This window comes from Candidatus Cloacimonadota bacterium (genome assembly GCA_012516855.1).
Lineage (GTDB): Bacteria > Cloacimonadota > Cloacimonadia > Cloacimonadales > Cloacimonadaceae > Syntrophosphaera.
Map to the genome: position 1 here is coordinate 1 of JAAYWB010000035.1, position 20,763 is coordinate 20,763.

At 56.8% G+C, this 20,763-nt stretch carries 19 protein-coding genes; 16 read left to right on the plus strand and 3 right to left on the minus strand.

Features of this window, described 5'->3' with window-relative positions:
• Positions 1–902 precede the first annotated feature (902 nt).
• The gene (locus GX466_03245) at positions 903–2,408 is read left to right on the plus strand and encodes a bifunctional metallophosphatase/5'-nucleotidase (protein NLH93222.1); all 1,506 of its coding nucleotides are present in this window, start codon (positions 903–905) and stop codon (positions 2,406–2,408) included.
• A 128-nt stretch (positions 2,409–2,536) separates the two neighbouring features.
• Here GX466_03245 and purE read toward each other — a convergent pair whose 3' ends face one another.
• Both purE and GX466_03255 read right to left on the minus strand, forming a co-directional pair.
• Positions 2,537–2,989, minus strand: a complete 453-nt coding sequence (purE, locus tag GX466_03250; protein NLH93223.1) for a 5-(carboxyamino)imidazole ribonucleotide mutase — start codon at positions 2,987–2,989, stop codon at positions 2,537–2,539.
• 1 nt (position 2,990) lies between these two features.
• A complete protein-coding gene (locus tag GX466_03255) occupies positions 2,991–3,665 on the minus strand; it encodes a PTS transporter subunit EIIA (protein NLH93224.1) in 675 nt (224 codons plus the stop codon).
• A 99-nt stretch (positions 3,666–3,764) separates the two neighbouring features.
• On the opposite strand from GX466_03255, the gene GX466_03260 reads away from it, so the two are divergent.
• From GX466_03260 to GX466_03330, 15 genes are all read left to right on the plus strand, one after another.
• Positions 3,765–4,271 (plus strand): LptE family protein, encoded by a 507-nt coding sequence (locus GX466_03260; protein NLH93225.1) that lies wholly within the window; start codon positions 3,765–3,767, stop codon positions 4,269–4,271.
• Positions 4,213–4,995, plus strand: a complete 783-nt coding sequence (locus GX466_03265; GenBank protein ID NLH93226.1) for an rRNA pseudouridine synthase — start codon at positions 4,213–4,215, stop codon at positions 4,993–4,995. Before GX466_03260 ends, GX466_03265 begins: the two co-directional genes overlap by 59 nt.
• Positions 4,992–6,068, plus strand: coding sequence for a redox-regulated ATPase YchF (gene ychF, locus GX466_03270; protein ID NLH93227.1), 1,077 nt, complete (start codon positions 4,992–4,994; stop codon positions 6,066–6,068). Before GX466_03265 ends, ychF begins: the two co-directional genes overlap by 4 nt.
• An 11-nt stretch (positions 6,069–6,079) precedes the next feature.
• On the plus strand, positions 6,080–8,347 hold the full coding sequence (locus GX466_03275; protein NLH93228.1) for a DNA translocase FtsK: 2,268 nt from the start codon (positions 6,080–6,082) through the stop codon (positions 8,345–8,347).
• A 76-nt stretch (positions 8,348–8,423) separates the two neighbouring features.
• On the plus strand, positions 8,424–9,041 hold the full coding sequence (locus GX466_03280) for an outer membrane lipoprotein carrier protein LolA (protein NLH93229.1): 618 nt from the start codon (positions 8,424–8,426) through the stop codon (positions 9,039–9,041).
• Positions 9,042–9,050: 9 nt separating this feature from the next.
• Positions 9,051–10,106, plus strand: a complete 1,056-nt coding sequence (locus GX466_03285) for an NTP transferase domain-containing protein (protein ID NLH93230.1) — start codon at positions 9,051–9,053, stop codon at positions 10,104–10,106.
• A gap of 23 nt (positions 10,107–10,129) precedes the next feature.
• Entirely contained in the window at positions 10,130–10,636 is a 507-nt protein-coding gene (locus GX466_03290) for a 4Fe-4S binding protein (protein NLH93231.1), read from the plus strand.
• A gap of 15 nt (positions 10,637–10,651) precedes the next feature.
• Entirely contained in the window at positions 10,652–11,569 is a 918-nt protein-coding gene (locus GX466_03295) for a DMT family transporter (protein ID NLH93232.1), read from the plus strand.
• 50 nt (positions 11,570–11,619) lie between these two features.
• On the plus strand, positions 11,620–13,491 hold the full coding sequence (locus GX466_03300) for a DUF255 domain-containing protein (GenBank protein ID NLH93233.1): 1,872 nt from the start codon (positions 11,620–11,622) through the stop codon (positions 13,489–13,491).
• On the plus strand, positions 13,488–14,591 hold the full coding sequence (locus GX466_03305; protein ID NLH93234.1) for a hypothetical protein: 1,104 nt from the start codon (positions 13,488–13,490) through the stop codon (positions 14,589–14,591). Before GX466_03300 ends, GX466_03305 begins: the two co-directional genes overlap by 4 nt.
• Positions 14,592–14,815: 224 nt before the next feature.
• Entirely contained in the window at positions 14,816–15,364 is a 549-nt protein-coding gene (locus GX466_03310; protein NLH93235.1) for a TlpA family protein disulfide reductase, read from the plus strand.
• Positions 15,346–16,812, plus strand: coding sequence for a hypothetical protein (locus GX466_03315; protein ID NLH93236.1), 1,467 nt, complete (start codon positions 15,346–15,348; stop codon positions 16,810–16,812). Before GX466_03310 ends, GX466_03315 begins: the two co-directional genes overlap by 19 nt.
• A gap of 13 nt (positions 16,813–16,825) precedes the next feature.
• On the plus strand, positions 16,826–18,148 hold the full coding sequence (locus tag GX466_03320) for a T9SS type A sorting domain-containing protein (GenBank protein NLH93237.1): 1,323 nt from the start codon (positions 16,826–16,828) through the stop codon (positions 18,146–18,148).
• A gap of 3 nt (positions 18,149–18,151) precedes the next feature.
• Entirely contained in the window at positions 18,152–19,627 is a 1,476-nt protein-coding gene (locus GX466_03325; GenBank protein ID NLH93238.1) for a TlpA family protein disulfide reductase, read from the plus strand.
• Positions 19,628–19,639: 12 nt separating this feature from the next.
• Positions 19,640–20,374, plus strand: a complete 735-nt coding sequence (locus tag GX466_03330) for a ComEA family DNA-binding protein (protein NLH93239.1) — start codon at positions 19,640–19,642, stop codon at positions 20,372–20,374.
• A gap of 159 nt (positions 20,375–20,533) precedes the next feature.
• Here GX466_03330 and GX466_03335 read toward each other — a convergent pair.
• Positions 20,534–20,763 (minus strand): hypothetical protein (locus GX466_03335; GenBank protein ID NLH93240.1); only part of this gene is annotated, 230 nt, incomplete at its 5' end.

Genomic DNA, 20,763 nt, shown 5'->3' on the forward strand with positions numbered 1-20,763 from the left:
AAGCCCGGAATGACGTGGGTTTGGGGTTGGGTGGTGGTTTATAGGCTATTCTGCCCGGTCTGGATTGCGGGTCAAGCCCGGAATGACGTGGGTTTGGGAGTTTCGGCGCTTCGGCGAGCGCCGCCACCTTTATACAGGTGGTCGCTGTACCGCCTTTTTGCCTAGCGTACAGCGAACGCGGTGAGCATCGACGGCAGGAAAATACGTTGAAGCGCTCTTCCTTTGCTGTCGTCGATGTTGGTGGAGCCTGGAGTCCAGCGAGCTTGCGAGCTTGGACTACAGGAAGTATTGCTGGCGTCGATGCCCGTTCCTTGCTCGACGCCAGCCTCCAGGCCTACGTCATCCCGGACGGCACCGAGCCCGCGAGGTGACATTGATCCGGGATCCATTGGCGAAAGGTTTCGCTCGACGCGCTCACTTTACACCCTCGCTATCGTTCTGCCGCCCTCCGGGCTGCTTTTTGTTTGAGAGCCCATACCCCCTTGATTTGAAAGAGAGCCACAACTGCTTACCAATCGCCATATCCTGTCAGCCAGGCCCTTAGCACTCTTTACCATCCCTCTCCCATGCCTCCCTCAAGATCCCCGCATCAAATGCGGGCATTATACGGGAGGCGGATCCGAAGCACAGGAAAGGGCCTTAACGGCCGGACTGGGTTTCTGCTGGTCTCTGGTCACACGCCGGCATTGAGCAAGAGAAGAGGCGGGACAGCGGCCTCCTGTACAAGAACCGGCTCCCGACAGAAGCTTCGGCACAAAGACAAACTCCCTTTTCCAGGGAACGCCGAATTTCAGCTTGACACAATCAAGCAGGGGGATATCAGGTAAATATCCGTATAAAAAGACAGAAGCGCACCCCGCATTTGGGGGTTGGCTTGATCTGCATAAATCAAGGAATCCGGGATGAAAGCAATGAAGTACTTTATGCTACTGGTTTTGGCCGCCGTCACCAGTTTGGGCGCCCTGCCCCTGAGCATTTTCTACACCGGGGACAGCCATGGTGTTTTTGAATCCAAATGGGATGAGGCCAGCGGGCTGAACCGCGGCGGCTACCTCGTTCTGGAGGAAATCCTGACGGCGGCGAGGTCCGCAAATCCGCGCTCCGTCTATCTGGACAGCGGCGACCAGCAGACCGGCTCCATCTTCGCTTCGCTGGTTGATGACAACGTGCACGGCGGCGCCGTCATCGAGGTCTTCAACCGCCTGAAGCTTGACGCCAGCACTTTCGGCAACCACGAGTTCGATTTCTCTTATTCCAACACCCGCGACCTCGCCGCGCGGGCCAACTATCCCTTCGTCTGCACCAACCTGCTGGACAAAAGCACGCGCCAACCCGTTGGCGGGCATCCCTATGCCATCATCGAAAAGGACGGCCTGCGGATCGGGGTGTTCGGCATCACCCTGGAGCTGCTGCCGGAAAAGGTTAAAGCGCAAAACGTTAGCAGCGTGCGCATCCTGCCCCCGGCCGATGCCGTCAATATGTATCTGGACGAGGTGGATCGCAAGAGCGACCTCATAGTGGTGCTGAGCCACCAGGGTTTTGAGGCCGACAGCCTGCTGGCGGAGAGCCTCGACGACAGGGTGGACATCATCATCGGCGGGCACGACCACATCAAAGCTGAAACACCTTTTTTCATCAACGGCAAATACCTGCTCTACAGCGGCTCGCATCTGAACTGGCTGGGACAGGTTAATTTAGAGGTCGAGGATGACCGCGTAGCCTCCCTTTCCAACCAGCTCATCCCCCTGGAAACGAGCTCCAAAGTGTTCATCAGCCCCCTGGCCGAGTATATTTCCCAAAAGATTGCTTTGGTGCAGGTGCAGATGCAGAGGGTAATCGGCTATCTGCCAGAAACATGGGTCCCGGACAAATACCAGTCCACGGCCCTTTCGCGCTGGGTTGCGAACGCCCTAAGAAACGAGTATATGGATGTTTACAAACCCGACCTGGCCATTATCAACAACGGCGGCCTGCGCAAAAAAATCCCCGCCGGGGCTGTGACCCTGCGCGACCTGCACGAACTGGCGCCCTTCAACAACACCGTCACCGTCTTTTCCTGCCGGGGAAGCGACCTCATCTTACTCGACGAAATCAACCTCAGGCACGCGGTGGAAAAACCGCATGACATCTGCGAAGTGGCCGGTTTGGGCTTCGACACGCAAGTGATAAAAAGCCAGTCCTCCGACGACGACCTGCCCTGGCAAAACCGCTATACCGTAAATGGCGAACCGCTTGTCCCCGAAAGAGTTTACCGCGTGGTTTCACACGATTATGTGGCAGGACAATGGGACAAGTATCTGGGCTTCAAGCCGTTCGACGTGTACGACACAGGCGAGCTGATTTTAGACGCCATTATCCGCCAGGTGGACAAGCAATATGGATTACGTGAAGCGGAGGGCTGGGACTAAGCCGGGCGTTCAGACAAACTGACGACCAGGCCCGGAGAGGCAACGTAACTATATCGAGGGCACATAGTTAGTGCCCCGAGGGAACCCCTCTTCGTGAGGTAGATCTAAGCTACACTCTGGTCAGAGTATCAGCCTTCGGCGAGTTTTTCCTTATAGGCGCGGAATTTGGCCCGGAGTTCAGGGTCCTGCAGCGCCAGTATCTGCACAGCCAGCAAGGCAGCGTTTTTGGCCCCGCCGATGGCAACGCCGGCCACAGGCACGCCAGGGGGCATTTGCGCGATGGAAAGCAGCGCGTCGAGGCCGCCGAGACCTCCGCTGGCGAGGGGAATCCCGATCACGGGTAAAACGGTGTGGGAGGCAATGACACCGGGCAGGTGGGCTGCCATTCCGGCGGCGGCAATGATTACCTGAACCCCTTCCGCTTCGGCGTTTTTGGCCAGCCGGGCGGTTTCCTCTGGTTTTCTGTGGGCGGAGGAAACGTGGAAATCATAGTCCACCTCAAAGTCAGCCAAAACCTGCTTCACAGGCTCGCAGGCGGCCAAATCGCTCCGGCTGCCGAGAATCACGCGGACGCGGGGCATCTTATTTGTTTTGCTGTTCAGGCAGCACCGTAAGGCAGTTGTGGATTTCCTCCACGCTGGAGGCTGTGCTGAAGGCGGCCAGGATCTCGGGGTTCATGATCAGCTTGGAGATGTAGGAGAGGCTGAAGAGGTGCTGTTTGTCATTGTGGAGCAGGAGCATGAAGAAGATGTTCACGGGTTTGTTGTCCGGGGCGTCGAAATCCACCGGGATGCTGGAGCGGCCAAAGAGGATGCTGGGGGTTTTGATCTTGGAGGGATGCAGATAGCGGGGATGGAGCAGAGCCACGCCGTGGCCGATGGCAGTGGAGATGAGTTCCTCGCGGGCCACCACCACCTCATAGAGCCAGCGGGCGTCGCGCACCAGCTTGAGTTCCTTGGCCTTGACGCTGAGGATGCGGATTGCATCAAACTTGTTTTCGGCCTCGAAATCCAGGAAGATGTTTTCCGGCCGCATGTATTCCTCAAAGTGGCAGATAACGCGCTTGAGGGCGAGCATCTTTTCTTCGGATTCATTGAGGTTTTCCAGCCATTCGTTGAGGGAATCTTCGTCGATCTTGATGTTTTTTCCCACCAACTTGGTCTCAAAGGTCTTGCTGTTAATCATTTCCTGTACAACGCGATCGGATACTTTCAGCTTTTTGGCCACGTCCGCTTTGGACAGAAACTTTTTCGCCATGGTTTACCTCCCTTGGTAGTGGCATTCATAAAAAACCTGATCGGGTATTGTGAAAAGGTTTAACTTGACAAAGATAGAGATTATTTTGAGTATGGCATAATGGTCAAGAGATTTATTTGGTTCGGACTGCTGTCAGCGGTACTTTTGGGATGTTCATATTCCGTATATTCAAATGCTTACCCGCATTTGAAAAAAATTGCCGTGCGCCCGTTTGAGAACCAGAGTTCCCAGTTCGACCTGGGCGATACAGTGCTCAACGGCCTCACGCAGCAGTTCAGCCGCGACGGCCGCCTGAAGCTGGTCACCCAGCAGCCGGACTGCACGCTGGAAGGGACCATTCTGGACTTTTCCGAGAGTGTTTACAGCTATGACAGCGGCAACAACGTTCAGGACTATATGCTGCGGCTGTCCTGCAGCGTGGTTTTCACCGATCTGGTGAACAACCAGGTGATCTACGAAAACAAGAATCTGACCCTGAACGAGGCTTACGCGGCGGACGGAGCCGATTCCAGCACCGCCAAATCAAAAAGCAAAGAGGAAGCGACCGATGAGCTCGTCGAACGGCTCTTCAGCACGATCATCCAAAACAGCCTCGAAACCTGGTGACGGCACACGGCTGAACCGCTGGCTGGCTGAATGCGGGATTTGCTCGCGCCGCGAGGCGGACGAGCTGATCCGCTCCGGCGAGGTGAGCGTTAACGGAGAGCCCTGTCTGGACCTCAGCCGCAGGGTTGGACCCCGGGACAAAGTGAGCCTGCGGGGCAAGGAACTGCGGATCGCTGAAAAGGTCTATTTGATGCTGAACAAGCCGCGGGGCTATGTGGTGACCCATTCCGATGAATTGAAGCGGGAAACCATCTACAGCCTGCTGCCGGAAAGTGCCGCAAACCTGCGCTACACCGGACGCCTGGACAAAAACTCGGAAGGCCTGCTGCTGATGACCAACGACGGCGAGATGATCAACGCCCTCATCCATCCCAAACGCAGGGTGGAAAAGGTTTACCGGGTGGAGGTCAACCGCCGCCTCAGCCGCAAAGAGCTGGAGGAACTGCGCCGCGGGGTGCAGATCGAAGGCGGAATCACGCTTCCGGCAGGAGTGTTCGTTAAAAACGACAGCGATAAGGGCATGACCCTGAAGATGGTGATAACCGAAGGCCGCAAACGCCAGATCCGCCAGATGGTGGAGGCTGTGGGGGCCAAAGTGGTGCGCCTGAAACGCCTGCAATTCGGCACCCTGATGCTCAAAGACCTGCCGCTGGGCAGATGGCGCTATCTGAGCGGAGCGGAACTGCGCTCCCTGAAAAGCCTTGTGGAGAATCCCAAACCATGAAAATAGCCCTCATCGGACCGCCCAAAAGCGGCAAGACCACCATTTTCAATGCCCTCACCGGAAGCTCTGCCAGCACAGATAAATACGCCCCCGTGGCCACCGAAGCCAACGTTGGCGTGGTGCAGGTTCCGGATGAACGGGTGACCAAACTCAGCGAACTTTACCACCCCAAAAAGACCATTTACGCCCATATCGAATACCGCGACTATCCCGGCATCTTCTCCACCCAAACAGAGAATCCGGACAACGCGCTCTTTTCCGACATCAAGTCCAACGAGGGTTTCGTGCTGGTGCTGCGCGCCTTTCAGGACGAGGAGCTGGACGAACTGTTCGCCGCTGGCGATCCCGCGCGGCAACTAGCCTCGTTTGAAGACGAGATGCTGCTGGCGGACCTGATCGTGGCGGAGCGGCGGATCGAAAAGATCGAACTGGGCTACAAAAGGGGTGTGAAAACCCCCGCCATCCAGTTCGAGGAAAAGATTTTGCGCCAGGTATGCGAACACCTGCAGAGCGGAAAGCCCCTGCGCGAACTGCAACTGCAAGCGGATGAGGAAAAGGCCCTGCGCGGCTTCCGCTTCTTCAGTCAGAAACCGCTGCTGGTGCTGATCAACTGCTCCGAGGACGACTTTCACGCCCTAGACGGGCTCAAGCAGGAAATCGCCGCCAAAGGCTACACCACAGAAGTGATCGCGGGCCGCTTTGAAGAAGAACTGAGCAGGCTGGATGGCGAGGAAGCGCAGCTTTTCCGCGAGGACATGGGCATCAGCGAAAGCATCCGCGACCGATTCACCCGACTCTGCTACAGCATGCTGGGCTATATCAGCTTTTTCACCGTGGGCGAGGACGAGGTGCGCGCCTGGACCATCGAGGACGGAGACAATGCCGTCACGGCCGCCGGGAAAATCCATTCAGACCTGGCCCGGGGCTTCATCCGGGCGGAATGTTTCCGCTATACCGACCTGATGGAACACGGCAGCGAAAAGCATCTGCGCGAAAAAGGCCTCTTCCGGCTGGAAGGCAAGGAATACATCGTGCGCGACGGCGACATCATCTCCGTGCGCTTCAGCGTTTAGGGGCGAACCAAATGGCTGCTACCAGAAAGAAAAGCAGTTCCAAGACCAGACGTTCCTTCGGCCTGAAGCTCTGGCAGAAACGCCTCATTGCAGGCTTTTTGACTCTGCTGGCACTGCTGGTGATGATCAGCCTGCTCTTTGGCTGGGAATCCATCCTTAACGACAAAGACCACCTGAGCCTGCGCGGAAACCTTTTCCGCTGGCCCTTCCTGAGAGGAGCGCAGGTGGACAATCCCATCGGAGTGTTCGGTGTGGCGGTGGGTTATGGCGTTTCCTACCTCTTTGGCTATCACTTTTCGCTGATCGCGGCCATTCTCACGGGCATCATCAGCTTTCTCTATTTTCTTGAGCCCCTGGCGCAGCGTAAACGGCAGAAGTTTTATCTGCTGTTGATCGCGGCTTTTCTGCTACAGGTGTGGCTGGCCAGGAACATCGTGCAGCCGGAACTTGCCGTGATCCCCAAGGCTTTCTGGATCGGCCTGTCGGCGGTGTTCAATACCTTCGGGGCCACTTTGCTGCTGGTTTTGGGCAGCGTCTTTGCCCTGATCCTCTTCCTGGATTACCGGCGCCTCAAGGATTTCTTTGCCAGGCTCTGGGGGGAACTGACCCAGGGCAGGGAAGCCGCTCCCAAAAAGGAAAAAGCGGCCAAGCCGACCATCAACAAGGACATTCCCGTCCAGCCGGTGCCTCAACCTGTGATCCAAAACCATTCCCAAGACGGGAAACAGGAATTTCCGGACAAGCCCCTTGAAGATACCACCCCGGACCTCAAACCCACAACCGTAGAGCGGAAAAAGCCGCCTGCATCCAGTCCGGAAACCCTGCCGGATGAGGAACGCGAGTATGTGATGCCCTCGATCGCGGATTTTTTGGAAAGCCCCGTCAAACTTTCCGACCGCGACCGCAAAGAGATAGAAAACCAGATTTTGGGCACCAGCCAGGTGTTGAAGGACAAGCTGGCGGAATTCGGCATTGAGGCGGAAGTGCGCAACGTGAATATCGGGCCGATCATCACGCAGTATGAGCTGGAACCCGCCAAGGGCGTGAAGGTGAGCAAATTCACCTCCCTGGCCGACGACCTGGCCCTGGCCATCAAAGCCAAATCCATCCGCGTGCAGGCTCCCATCCCGGGACGAGGTCTGATCGGCATCGAAATACCCAACCTCACACGCGACATGATCTATCTGCGCGACCTGCTGCTTTCCGAAGAGATCAGGTCTATGGATTCCAAGCTGGCTTTCGGCCTGGGCAAGGACATTGCAGGACGGCCTGTGGTCACTGACCTGGCCAAAATGCCGCACCTGCTGATAGCCGGCGCTACCGGCAGCGGCAAAAGCGTCTGCATCAACGCCATCATCATGAGCTTCATTTTGCGCTCCAAACCGGATGAACTGCGCCTGATCCTGATCGATCCCAAACGGGTGGAACTGGCCTGCTACAACAATCTGCCCCACCTGATCGGCAATGTGGTCACGGAACCGGAACAGGCCCTGGAAAACATGTACTGGGCCGTGCGCGAGATGGAACACCGCTACGAACTGCTCCAGGAAGCCCGGGTGCGCGATATCGGCTCCTACAACGAAAAGGCGGAGCGGGACCCTGATTTGGAAAAGCTGCCCTACATCGTGATAATCGTGGATGAATTCGCCGACCTAATCCTCACCAGCGGCAAGGACATTGAGGTGCCCATCACCAGACTGGCCCAGATGGCCCGCGCCGTGGGCATCCATCTAATTTTGGCCACCCAGAGGCCTTCTATAAAGGTCATCACCGGCATCATCAAAGCGAACTTCTCCGCCCGCATAGCCTTCCAGGTCTCGTCCCGGGTGGATTCCCGCGTGATTTTGGACCAGATCGGAGCCGAACGCCTGCTGGGCAGCGGCGACATGCTGTTCCTGCCACCCGGGAAAGCGCTCACGGAGCGCATCCACGGCGCTTTTGTCTCCGACCAGGAAATTGCTCGGGTCTGCGATTTTCTGGCCATGCAACCCAAACCCAAACAGGATTTCAGCATTACGACGGAAGAGGATGGGGAAACGGGCGATTTTGACTATGACGACGAGCTGTTCCCCGAAGCCGCGAGGGTAGTGGTGAGCGCTAACACAGCCTCCGTTTCCATGTTGCAGCGGCATTTCCGCATCGGCTATGCCCGGGCGGGCCGGCTAATCGACCTTCTGGAGCGGGCGCGGGTGATTGGGCCCCATCTGGGCAGCAAATCCCGCGATGTGCTTGCCACTCGGGAAGACCTCATCCAGCGCGGCATCCTGCGGGAAGAGTAATAATGCGCAGGAAGCAGGACGCAAGGGAGTATTGATTGCAAAGGTTTATTCCGTCAACACATACCAAGGACACAAGATGAGAAAGAACATATTCATTCTGCTGGCGCTGCTGGCAGCCTGGACGGCCGGCTTTGCCCTGAGCAGTTCCGAGCTTTACACGAAGCTGCAATCCGCTTACAAGGGCATTTCCACCTTTCAGGCAAGCGTGCAACAGAGCAACTACTACCCCCAGTTGAAAAAGACCGTCAGCTACAGCGGCAAAATCTATTTTACCCCGGGGCGCATGCTGATGAGCTTCACCAAACCTGACACCCAAGTGCTTAAAATCGAGAACGGACAGGTGGAACTCTATGACGCCTCTTCCAAAACGCTGTTCCAAAGCGCAGTGCAGCCTCAATTTGGCAAAATGAACCCGGTGGAGATCCTGCAACTCTACTGGACCAAATCTGCCGTGACGATAACCTCGCAGTCCAAAACCTCGGCCAGCGTTAAACTGGTGCCCAAACAAGACGACCTGGTCACCTCGCTCACCGCCACGCTCAACCCCGCAAGCGGGATTGTGAGCAAACTCGGCTACACAGACAAGAGCGGAAACAGCGTCAGCTACAGCTTTTACGGGATTAAGCTCAATGGCTCCATCCCGGCTTCCGTGTGGAAGCAGAGCTACCCCAAAGATGTGCAGATCATCCGCTGAGAAGGTATCATGATCGCGTTGATAATGGCCGGAGGTTCCGGCACCCGTTTCTGGCCGGCCAGCCGGGACGCCAAACCCAAGCAGTTTTTGCGCGTTGCTGGCGCCAAATCCATGCTGCAACTTACTTATGAGCGTCTGAAACCGCTGGTCCCGGCGGACCGCACCTATGTGGTGACCGCCGCTTCCCAGGCCGACCTAGTGCGCCAGCATCTGCCGGAGGTTCCGGCTGAGAATATCGTCTGTGAGCCTTTCGGAATGAACACCGCCCCCTGCATCGCTCTGGGCCTGGCTCAGCTTCAACAGCTTTATCTTCCCAGCGAGAGTATGGTGGTGCTGCCTGCGGACCATATAATTCGAGATGTTGAGGCATTTCAGGATAGCCTGGTGAAAGCGGAAAAGGTTGCCAAGACCGGCGCTTTGGTCACTTTTGGCATTGTGCCGGAATATCCAGCCACAGGATACGGCTACATAGAGACCGGCGAAGAGTTGGAGCCGGGCGTTTTCAAGGTGCTGCGCTTCAAGGAAAAACCGGATCTGGCCACTGCCACAGAATTCCTTCGCAGCGGAAGTTTCTTTTGGAACAGCGGCATGTTTTGCTGGACCATTGAAGCCATCGGAACCGCTTTCACAGAGTTTTTGCCCCAGGCGCTGAACATCGCCCGCGAAGTGGTGAATTTACGCGCTTCCGGGACAGATGAAGAAAAGGTGGTAGAGGCTTATTCCAAAATGCCCCGCGTGCCCATCGACATCGGCATCATGGAACCAGCCCGCCAAAGGGTGGTGATCCCCGTCAGCTACGGCTGGAGCGATGTTGGCTCCTGGAAAGCGTTGGCGGACATCTCAGCTTCCGATGAGGAACAGAACTATTTCCGCAGGGCCGGTTTCGCTCTGGATGCCCACGACAACTATGTTTACAGCAAAAAAACCGTAGCCCTAATCGGCGTGGAGGGGCTCTGCGTAGTGGAAACCGATGATGCCATCCTGGTGACCTCAAAAGACAGAAGCGAAGAAGTGAAAAAGATCGTGGAACAACTGCGGAAAGAGAACAAGGACGAGCTCTTGTGAATAAGTGCCTTTTGACCATCTTGATGATCTTGAGCCTGTTACCGGTTTTCGCTGTGATCGATCCCGACGTTGGAATCTTCTCCCACAGTGGCATTGTCGAGCTGCGGGACAACGGGTTCTGGCTCAAGGCCGATCCCGGCAATGAACTGCGTTTGCTGCTGGCTCCGGCTAGTTTGCTGGATTCCCTGGGCCTGGCCCTGTCAACCGGCGACACCCTGTTGGTGGAAGGCTGGCGTCAGGACGAACTGCTTTTGGTGGACAAGATCTGGACTTCCTCCGCCGACAGTCCCATCATCCTGAGGGATTTGGAAAACGGAAACCTCGCCACCGGCGGCACCGCCACTTACTGGGTGGACGGTCAAACCTGCATAGGTTGCAGACTCTGCCTGTCCCAATGCCCCACTGGGGCGATCACTTTCAGCAAAGGCAAGGCCCGCATAGATTCAGCCAAATGCACCGAATGCGGTATCTGCGTTGAGGGAAACGACCGCTTCAGAGGCTGCCCCGTGAGCGCCATCAAAAAGGAATAGGGACAGCTGCTGAGGATGTGGAAGATTTACCTTAGGGCTGTCGGAGCGATGCTCTTCTGGGCCATCACCTTTGTTTGGATCAAGGTGGCTTTGGTCACTTACAGGCCTTACGAAATCGTGTTCCTGCGCCTGGCTCTTGCTGCTCTTCTTTTATTCGGAGTGATCTTCATCTTCCGCAAAAGGGAGCGGGTTCAGCCCAAAGACCTGCTCTACCTGATGATGGTGGCCTTTTTTGAGCCTTTTCTCTATTTTATCGGCGAAGCCAACGGAATGCAGTTCGTTTCCTCCACCCTCGGTTCGCTGATCATCTCCACCATCCCTCTGGTGACGGCTCTGGGCGCTTGGCTGTTCCTGAAGGAAAGCATCAATCCCCTGCTGATCGTGGGACTGTTGGTTTCCTTTTCCGGCGTGGCCCTGCTCAGTTTCGCGGAGCCCGACCTTTCCGGCACCCTGAAAGGAGTTCTGCTGCTGTTGGTGGCGGTTTTCGCCGGGATGTTCTACGGCATCACCGTGCGACGGATCACCCTCAAATACCGCTCCCTCACCGTTGTGGCCTGGCAAAACCTCTTCGGCATGCTCTACATGCTGCCGATATTCCTGATCTTCGATTGGAAGCACTTTTCCACCGTGAACCACTCCGCCCAGGGTTTGCTGACCATAGCCGCCATGTCCATTTTCGCCTCCGTGGGCGCGTTCCTCCTCTATACCGGCGTGATCCGCGAACTGGGTGTGGTGCGTTCCAACATCTTCACCAACCTTATCCCGGTCTTTACGGTCGGCCTGGCCTGGCTTATCTTAAAAGATACCATTACCTTGCGCACTGTGCTGGGGGTTCTGCTCACCGTCATGGGTCTGCTTGTCTCCCAATACCACGATTTGCGCCATAAGCGGATGACAACATCCCCTGAAGATATTTCGTCCTATGGAATGTAAATTGCACTCAATCATTAACATTAAAATGCCTTATCCGTGGAGGATTACTGATGCGCCTTTCTGCCAAGACGCTCTTCCTTGTGGCGCTGCTTGCCGTTTCTGCCCTGCTGCTTAGCGCGCAGAGCGTGAAATTCAGCGTCAGCCCAGCCCAACTGAAACCCGGTGACAAAGGTGTCCTCCGGGCCACGCTCACCATCACCGATCCTGAAAAGAAACAGTCCTACACACCGGCCGAAGGCGAGGAGGGTTATCTCTACCTGGTCGAAACCGGCGAGTATCCCCAACTGAAATTCGGTAAAACCTCTTATCCCGCCCCCAACCACAAGAACAGCGACGGCATCTGGGAATACTACAAATCCCTCACCCTCAGCCGCCCCTTCACCGTCAGCAAGACCGCCAAACCGGGACCCATCACAATCAATGCCAGCATGTCCTTCAACCTCTGCAACAAGACCAGCGGTTTTTGCGATCCGCCCCGGGAAACTGAAGGCAGCGTTAAGCTGGAGATTCTGCCCGCTACGGCAGAGGACCAGGCCGGGCAGGAAGGGGAAGTCGCTGAAGAACAGCCGCTTGAGGTAGATTTCGCCACAGCCGATTCCGCCGGTCAAAGCACAGAAACCCCCGCCGATGCCGCCCCTGCCCAGGAGAAAGCGGGCGGAGGCAAGATCTGGTATTACATGCTGCTGGCCATTCTGGGCGGAATCGTGCTCAACTTCACACCCTGCGTGCTGCCCATCCTGCCCATCCGGGCGATGAGCATGGTGAACCAAGCCCAGAAAGACATCTCTAAAGTGATTATCCACACTCTGGTTTACACCCTTGGCGTGCTGATTTCCTTTGGCGCCATCGCCGCGGTTTTCGTCATTGCCCGTGCCTCCGGGGTGAACCTCACCTACGGTTTCCTTAGCCAGAGCCTGCTTTACAACCTCATCATGATGAGTATTCTCTTCCTCTTTGGCCTTTCGCTGATGGGGGTTTGGGAAATGACCGTGCCGGGGATGAACGCCGCTGCCAAAACCACTTCCAAAAAGGGTTACGGCGGCTCCTTCTTCGCCGGCGTCTTCGCTTTTCTGATGGGCTTTTCCTGCATGGGGCCCTTTATGGGACCGGCGCTTGAAGTGGCTGTGCGCCTGTCCTCGCCGATGCTGGTGTTATTCTTCCTGCTCATCGGCTTGGGTTTCGCCCTGCCCTTCATCATCATCAGCCTTTTTCCCAAGGCTCTCAAGCTCGTGCCCAAGCCGGGCGAATGGATGAACATATTCAAAGAGCTGATGGGCTTTGTGCTGATGTATCTCACCTGGAAATACTTCTCCAACGTCTGGGGCCTCACCAAAAGCGGCCCCTACCTGATGAAGACTGGCCTTTACCTGGTTTACCTGGGCTTCGCGGCCTGGCTCTACGGCCGCTTTGTGCGCCCCGAAAACAAAAAGGCCGTTCAGATCATCCTGGGGCTCGCCGCCGTTGCTGTGATCGCAGCCTCTGCTGCCACCCTGCTGCCCTGGAAAGAGGAATACCGTCCCCAGGATACCGCCGCTGCCAGTGCCGACGGCATGGTGCCCGCCGACCATCCCGGCTGGTATGTCTTCTCGCCGGAACTCTTTGCCCGCCTTCAGTCTGAAGGCAAGCCCGTCTTCCTGGACATCGGGGCGGACTGGTGCACGAACTGCAAGTCCAACGAGAAGAAAGTGCTGCTCCAGCCGGATATCCAGGCTGAATTCACCAAACGCGGGGTGGTGCTGCTCAAGGGAGATTTCACCCGCGAGGACCCGGTTCTGAAAGACTGGATGCAAAAAGGCGGCAGCATCGGCGTGCCCTTCAACGTGCTTTACATCCCCGGCCGCGAGCCCGTCAAGATGGCTGAGCTCTTCAGCAAAGCCGACTTGCTCAAAGCCCTGGAACTGATTCCGGAGAAAACCGAATGAAAAAATTTGCCATTCCCGTCCTGGTCGTTCTGGCTGCCCTGTTCGTGGCTGGTTGCGACCGCTTTGCCCACAATTTCCAGCCCCCGGAAGAGGTTGACCTGCAAACCGGGCTGTTCGATCCCCTGAACCAGGCTTTGCAAAACCAGCCGGAAGCCGGGATCGAATCTGTAATGGTCCATTTTGCCGAGGACTATCTGCATTTCGGGCTGAACAAATCCGACCGCCGCGCCTGGCTGGAAGGCATTTTCCAGGCTCAGCCGAATGCCATATCCGAAGCCAGATTGCTGTATTCCAACCTAACCACCGATTCCACTGCCGTGGCAAAATGGAGGCTGACCATCCGCGAAAGCGAAGGCGTTATCGTTGACAGCACCTTTGTCGGTGAAAACCTGGTTAAACGGAACGGACACTGGCTGTTGCGGGGAAACCAGTTGATTAGTGAGCCTCCTGCGGTTAAACAGCGTGTCATCATCGAATACTTCACCTTCCTGGGCTGCCCCAACTGCCCCGCGGTGGAGGCCGAACTCCACAACCTGCAACTGGCTTATCCCGGCCAGCTCAGCTATCTGGAACACCATATCAGCGGCCCCCTAACCGTAACCGGAGATGAAACTTATGACTATTACGGCCCCTTCACCGTGCCCACCTCCATACTGGGCGGTGGGGTGATGCTCACCGGAAGCTCTGCCGACATCATTTCCTCCTATGCCCCGGAGGTGGAGGCCTTGGCCAATATCGACAGCCGCATCATCTATTCGGAATTGAGCTACACAGTTGACGGCCAGACCATCAGCGGCACGGTGCGGCTGGATATGCCGGACCCTTTCACCCATACTGACATGGTGTTGAATTGCGTGCTCATCGAGCGCGAATCCAGCTTCACCAACACCCAGGGCCAGCCCCTGCGCAACGTGGTGCGGGCCAAGTCCGTCAAGGTCATTGGCAATCTGGACTTCCCCAACACCGTAAGCTTCAGCCTCAACTCCGCCTTTCCCATTCCGAACGATGCCTCGCTGGTCATCTTCGCCCAGCATCATCCGGCTTTCTTCGGCAACAATGCCATCATCTACGGCGGGATTGAGGTCGAGCTTGACAGATAACCTTATGGATACCACCTTGACGCCTATGGCTTTGTTCCTCGCATACCCCCCGCCAAATCCCCGCATTCAGTGCGGGCATCATACGGGAGGCAACCCGCATCCGCAGCTTAAAGGCTTCAGGACGGAACAGACAATAATTTGAAATACATGGAGACAAAAACATGAAAACTAAGATTCTACTATTACTCGCGATTCTCTTGGCCGGCAGCCTGCTGGCTGAGCCGATGCCGGAATTCAAGCTGCCCAACGAGAGCGGCAAAAGCGTGAACCTCACCGAACTGCTGGGCCGTGGCCCCGTCATCGTGGATTTCTGGGCGGATTACTGCCAGCCCTGCAAACAGGCGATGCCTGCCCTGGACGCCCTCGCCCAGAAATATGACAGCCTCACCGTGGTGCTCATTTCCATCGACGCCCCCAAAGCCCAGGCCAAAGCCAAAAACTACCTCAAGGGCAAGAACTTCAAGTTCGTCTCCCTCTTCGACCCTGACCAGACCCTGGCCAAAAAGCTCAATGTAGCCGAACCGCCCCACACCTTCATCCTGGACAAGGCCGGCGAAATAGTGTTGGAACACAAGGGCTTCGTGGCTGGCGACGAAAAGGAATATGAGCTCAAGGTCCGCTCCCTGCTGGGCTTTGAAGAGGAGATCGGACACGAATGCGATTGCGCGGAACCTTGCGAAAACTGCGACCATAAAGAAAAAACAGAAGCCGCTCCCGACCAGAAGCCGGCCCCCGAAAAAGCCCATAAAAGTCCATGCGGAAACTGCCACTGATCTTCCTGGCGGCGCTGTTGCTGGCCGGGGCAGCCCTGCCGGCACAGACCTCGCTCACGCTCAACGGTCTCAACGAGGCCAGCCTCATCTACCGCAGCGTGCCTGACTCCCTGCACGTCTATTTCCAGAACACTTTCGGCTTCAGCTTCGGCTACAGGAATTTCTCTTTCGGGATGAAGTTCATCGCCGAACTGCCAAAATACAGCACCAACCAGTCCGAACTGCTGGAAAACCTGGCCGCCGACCGCCTCAGTCTTGGCTGGAAGGAGCTTTATGCCTCCTATGCCAAAGATGCCTACCTCATCCATGCCGGCATCATCGAGGAAAGTTTTGGCTCCGGGCTCATTTTCCGCAGCTTTATGGACGCCGAGCTGGATGAAGACCACCGCGTGACCGGCTTCAAATTCCGCTACGACGACAAGCTTCGCCTCAAGGCCCTTTACAGCGCCCTGCCCAGCCCCACCTCCCACGGCAGGCTGGACCTGGCTTACGGCGCGGATGCCGAATATCCTGTTCTGGAGCCCCTCACCCTCGGCGCTTCCTTTGTGGGGATGCAAACCCTGGTGGGAACTTCCTACAAACAGGACGACATCCTGGGAGCGAGGGCGGCGCTGGTTCTGGACAAATTTGAACTATCCGCGGAAGGCGGCGTCAGGGATGACAAGCTTGATGCCGGGCTGATGGACGGCAAGGCAATCTACACCGCCGCCACCGCCTATCTTGGCCCTGTGCAGCTTGGCGGAGCCTTTAAGCATTACGACAACTTTGCCTACCGCAACCGAGTTCAGGACCTGCCCCTGGCCAACCACCACGGTGAAGCTTTGGCCGACGACCTGGCCTCCGGTGCCGATGAAACCGGCTTCCAGGGCTGGGCGAACATCGCCATCGGCCAGTCGCTCTGCCTCGCTCTGGACTATGCCGAAGCTTGGGACAAAGCCGGGGAAAAACAGATGAACGACGCCTACGCCGGCTTGGAATGGCAAAGCGGAGCCACAGCCGCCACTCTTTCCTACAGCCATGTGGAAAAGGTGGACAGCGCCCTGCACCACTGGCAAAAGGAAAGCTATCCCGCCTTCGTGGTCAGCTTCCCCGCCGGCAAAGCGGGCCTGGTTCTCTCCGGCGAGTTCAAGACCGTGGAAAAGCTGGTGCTGGAAACCGCTCAGAACGAGTATGTCGAAATTGGCCACTACGAACCCCGCCTCCAGGCCGATCTCAGCCTGGGCAAGCTCAGCCTTTCCCTGGGTGCGCAAAGCTGGTGGAACGATTTTTCTACTATCCTGAAAAGCCACTACTGGCCAAGCGTTGAGCTAAAATACCCCATCCTCGCGAACAGTGACCTTGTCCTCTTCGCCGGCAAGGAAGCCGGGGGAAAGGTCTGCCGCAACGGCGTTTGCCGCTATGTGGCCCCCTTCTCAGGGGTCCGTTTGGAACTCGCCACCCGATTTTAGATAGGATGCCATTATGAAAAAAACGATATTTATCCCGCTTCTGCTCCTCCTGGCTGCCCTCCTGGCCGCCGATCCAAACTACTATCCGCTCACCACCATCGCGGAATCCTGTGTGACCGAGAACAGCCCTGACTGCGTCAGCGCCCTGGCCAACCTGGCCAACGTGCTTTCCGCCACCCACCGGGGCGAATTCATCGCCACCCGGCTCTATGATACGGGAAACCTCAGCAGCCCCAGCGTGGCTGACCGCGTCGATCACTACGGAATCATCCAGTGGCCGACCATCATTATGAACGGCACACACACCCTGATTGGCGTCCATCCGGAAGCCGTCTATGCCCAAGCCGTTGCCGCCAAATGCTTTCAGCCCTCTCCGCTGAAACTCCAGATCACTTCCTTCACTCCCGCCAGCGGCGCCGTCTCGGTTTCCGCCAGGCTGCTGGACCACGATGTGAACATAACCGGCCAAACCCTCATGCTGATGCTGGTTGAGGACAATGTGGGTTCCGAAACCAACGTCGTCCGCCAGATTAAATACCAGACTGTCAACATTCCGGGCTCAGGCGATCCGGTGATCTTCACGGACAGCTTTTCCATCGACCCCGCCTGGAACAGTGCCAACCTCTGGGCAGTCGCGGCGGTGCATATGAATGACCATGTGATCCTTCAGAGCGCCTCTACCCTGCCTCTGCCCCAATACAATATCCGTGCCGCCATGCCCTGGAACCCTGCCGAGCTGGTGACGCCTGCCAATTCGTCGTTGATCTCGGAACCTTTGTGGGTCTTCAACACCGGCAGTTCCGACAATATGCAGATGCAGCTGGTTGCGGATGACGCTCCTGACGATTGGTATTTCAACTACTGCGACGAAGAGGGCAACTGCTATCCTGGCAGCGGTTTGATGCCTCTGGAACTGGCCGCCGGCGAAAGCAAGGCCTTCCATCTCAATCTTTGGGTCGGTTCACCAGGCGTGGGCAGCTTCCATTTTGAGATAACTTCCGCCAACCTCGGTACCTTCAGCATCCCCTTCGTCTGCCAGGCCGGAACGGAAGTGGCGGACGAGGTGCTCCAACCCTCGCTCAGCCCGGCCGGCAACAGCCCCAATCCCTTCCGGGGCGGCACGTCTTTCACGCTTAACGCGGAGAAATCAGGCTCGGCCAGCATCCAGATTTTCGATGCCAAAGGGCGCCTCGTAGCAGAAACACCTGCCCAGAACCTCGTCCCCGGCTCCAACCGGATCGAATGGCAGGCTCCTTCCGAACTGCCTTCCGGGATATATCTTTATCGCCTCAAAGAGTCCTCCGCGCCTCCGCGCCGGATGCTGCTGATCAAATAAGCCATGAGAAGATACCTCGTCCTGTTGCTCCTGCTGGCAGCCGCTGCTTTGGCCGCCACACCGCTGGGCAAGGAGTTTGAAGAAGCCCTGCGGCCCACCCAAAACGCGGACCAGGCCATGGAGGTGATCACTACATACCGCGACCGCCTCACCGATCTGGAAGACCTGCGCCAGCTTCAGAACTACTGGATGCAGATCGACCCCGATGGCTGCCGCGACTGGTTTGGCCAGCAATACAGCGCCCATCCGGAAAGCCCTGAATTCGAATACCTCTGGCTGCGCGGAGATGCCGATCCCGGCGCCCAACTGCTTGGGGGACGGGCCCTTATCGCCCGCGAACCCTCATTCTACTGGGGTTACCGCCTTTTCAGCAACACCTATTCCCAGCTTCTCCAGGCCGCGCCTGATTCAATCCGTGCGGACATAATTGCCAACCTCGTTGCCGACCGCGACATCCTCCTCCAGGGCTTGAAAAGATGGCCCCAGGACGACTATCTCCACCTCGCCCTCTTTCATCATTACGCCTCCCAGGGCGAAAACGAACAGGCCGAAGCACAGCTCCTCAACCTCCATGAACCCGCCGCCATCGAAGCCAATTTCCGCCACGTGATCGAATTCATCGGTTCCTCCGGCAGCGTCCGTCCCTTTGAGGTCCTCTATCCGCGCCTCATTTCCCGCCTCATCGCCAAAGGTGAGATTTCCGCCGCCGACAGTCTTGACTACTACCAGCTATCCTATCTGGAAGCCCTCAAAACCGCCAGGGACTGGCCCAAAATGCGCTCTTTCCTGGAACTCAACCCCGGGCTCCAGACGGATGACAGGACGCTGGAAACGCGCCTGCTGATGTATCTGGGGCTGGAACAGCCGGAAACAGCGCTCAACCTTCTGGAAGGTGCCCTCGCCGCCGGCGTCATCACCTATCCGGAGGCTCTGGACAACCCGGATTACGCTCCACTGGCTGAATTGCCCCGCTATCCGGAGGTGATGGCCCTCGCCTCCGCCAATTGGGAGAAGGCCAAGGCCGAGCGCAAGGCCAAAATTATCTCGGAAAAGACATCCCGCCCCGCCCCACTATGGGAATTGCCCGATCCCGACGGCAAGCTGAACCGCCTCGAAGACCTCCGCGGCAAAATCGTCATCCTAGATTTCTGGGCTCTCTGGTGCTCACCCTGCCTTAAAACCCTGCCCAAGCTCGATTCCTGGATGGAACGGAACCCCTCCGACGACGTTGTGCTGATTTCCATCAACGTTTGGGAAAGCCCCTCCGAAATACCCAACGTGATTGAATATTTCAGCAAGAACAGCTATGGCATGAAGCTCCTCCTGGGCGACAACGAACTACCCCGGGCTTATGGCTTTTCGGGCATCCCCTGGCTTTGCGCCATCGACAAACAGGGCAACATCGCCTTCACCCAAAGTGGCTTCAGCCCCATTCTGGATGAAATTATCTCGGTCTGGGTGGAGGAACTGCGTCGCTGACAGGGAGTTATGATGCGGCGTCCAAATCCCTATCTCACTCCCAAGGAACAGCGCGCCCTTCTGGTCCTGGCTGCCCTGGCCCTGCTCGGGCTCGCGGCCGGAAAGCTTAAAACCGTTCCCGCTTTTGCCCCCTTCCTCCAAACTGAACCCGCCGCCCCGGAACTGCTCACCGTGGCCGCCGAGGTGGACAAACCCGTCCAGATCGACATCCGCACCGCCTCCCTGGAAGAACTGATGCTCCTGCCCGGCATCGGTCCCAAACGTGCCCAGGACATCATCGACTACCGTTCCCAACATCCCTTCACCAGCACCGACGACCTCCTCCAGATCAAGGGCATCGGTGCCAAAACCCTGGCCAAAATGCTCCCTTCCCTTCTGCTCTTCGGCTCGCCCCAGTTCACTCCAGAAGCACCTTCCGACCCCAACTCCATGACCACCATCGGCCTGCCGGACCCCGGCCAAAACAACCTGGCGGAATCCGATGCCCCCGCCTCATCCTCTTCAGAAAAAAGCTCTTCCCGCAAAGCCAAACCCACCCCAAAAAGCCAGCTTACCAACATTGTCAACCTGAACACCGCCAGCCTCGCCGAACTCTGCACCCTGCCCGGCATCGGAGAGGTAAAAGCTCAGGCCATAATCGATTACCGCTCCCAAAATGGCAAGTTTCAAAGCGTCGATGATATAACCAAGGTCAAGGGCATCGGTGCCAAAACCCTCGCCAAACTCCGTCACCGCCTCAAGGTCTGAACTTTATAGAGTGCCGAATAGATAGCTTTCTTCGAGAAAAACTTGTTTCTTAATGTACTCGCCCAGTTTGGATTGTATTTGATCTCCAAACCAGGCGAGTATTTCGCTCACAGCCCTAAAAACTCATAATTATGGCCTCTTTCATTTTCAGAGTAATTACTATCCCAAAGATAATATGACCTTTTTGACAATGGAAACTGCTCCACTGATAGCCTCCGGTAGCCCATCCTCATCATCTTCATCGTCGGAGGAATCACTTTCCAGATCATCATCAACATCATCAGAAGCAGAATCGCTGGTTTGGCCATTCTCATCTTCCTCATCCAGATCATGAAGGTGCATGGCATGCTCTATCAATTCCTGCATCTGAGCAAGATCCAGACCATCCA

Coding starts and splice junctions, on each gene's coding strand:
- GX466_03245 (NLH93222.1), top strand. CDS start 903: ATGAAAGCAATGAAGTACTTTATGCTACTGGTTTTGGCCGCCGTCACC.
- purE (NLH93223.1), bottom strand. CDS start 2,989: ATGCCCCGCGTCCGCGTGATTCTCGGCAGCCGGAGCGATTTGGCCGCC.
- GX466_03255 (NLH93224.1), bottom strand. CDS start 3,665: ATGGCGAAAAAGTTTCTGTCCAAAGCGGACGTGGCCAAAAAGCTGAAA.
- GX466_03260 (NLH93225.1), top strand. CDS start 3,765: ATGGTCAAGAGATTTATTTGGTTCGGACTGCTGTCAGCGGTACTTTTG.
- GX466_03265 (NLH93226.1), top strand. CDS start 4,213: ATGAGCTCGTCGAACGGCTCTTCAGCACGATCATCCAAAACAGCCTCG.
- ychF (NLH93227.1), top strand. CDS start 4,992: ATGAAAATAGCCCTCATCGGACCGCCCAAAAGCGGCAAGACCACCATT.
- GX466_03275 (NLH93228.1), top strand. CDS start 6,080: ATGGCTGCTACCAGAAAGAAAAGCAGTTCCAAGACCAGACGTTCCTTC.
- GX466_03280 (NLH93229.1), top strand. CDS start 8,424: ATGAGAAAGAACATATTCATTCTGCTGGCGCTGCTGGCAGCCTGGACG.
- GX466_03285 (NLH93230.1), top strand. CDS start 9,051: ATGATCGCGTTGATAATGGCCGGAGGTTCCGGCACCCGTTTCTGGCCG.
- GX466_03290 (NLH93231.1), top strand. CDS start 10,130: ATGATCTTGAGCCTGTTACCGGTTTTCGCTGTGATCGATCCCGACGTT.
- GX466_03295 (NLH93232.1), top strand. CDS start 10,652: ATGTGGAAGATTTACCTTAGGGCTGTCGGAGCGATGCTCTTCTGGGCC.
- GX466_03300 (NLH93233.1), top strand. CDS start 11,620: ATGCGCCTTTCTGCCAAGACGCTCTTCCTTGTGGCGCTGCTTGCCGTT.
- GX466_03305 (NLH93234.1), top strand. CDS start 13,488: ATGAAAAAATTTGCCATTCCCGTCCTGGTCGTTCTGGCTGCCCTGTTC.
- GX466_03310 (NLH93235.1), top strand. CDS start 14,816: ATGCCGGAATTCAAGCTGCCCAACGAGAGCGGCAAAAGCGTGAACCTC.
- GX466_03315 (NLH93236.1), top strand. CDS start 15,346: ATGCGGAAACTGCCACTGATCTTCCTGGCGGCGCTGTTGCTGGCCGGG.
- GX466_03320 (NLH93237.1), top strand. CDS start 16,826: ATGAAAAAAACGATATTTATCCCGCTTCTGCTCCTCCTGGCTGCCCTC.
- GX466_03325 (NLH93238.1), top strand. CDS start 18,152: ATGAGAAGATACCTCGTCCTGTTGCTCCTGCTGGCAGCCGCTGCTTTG.
- GX466_03330 (NLH93239.1), top strand. CDS start 19,640: ATGCGGCGTCCAAATCCCTATCTCACTCCCAAGGAACAGCGCGCCCTT.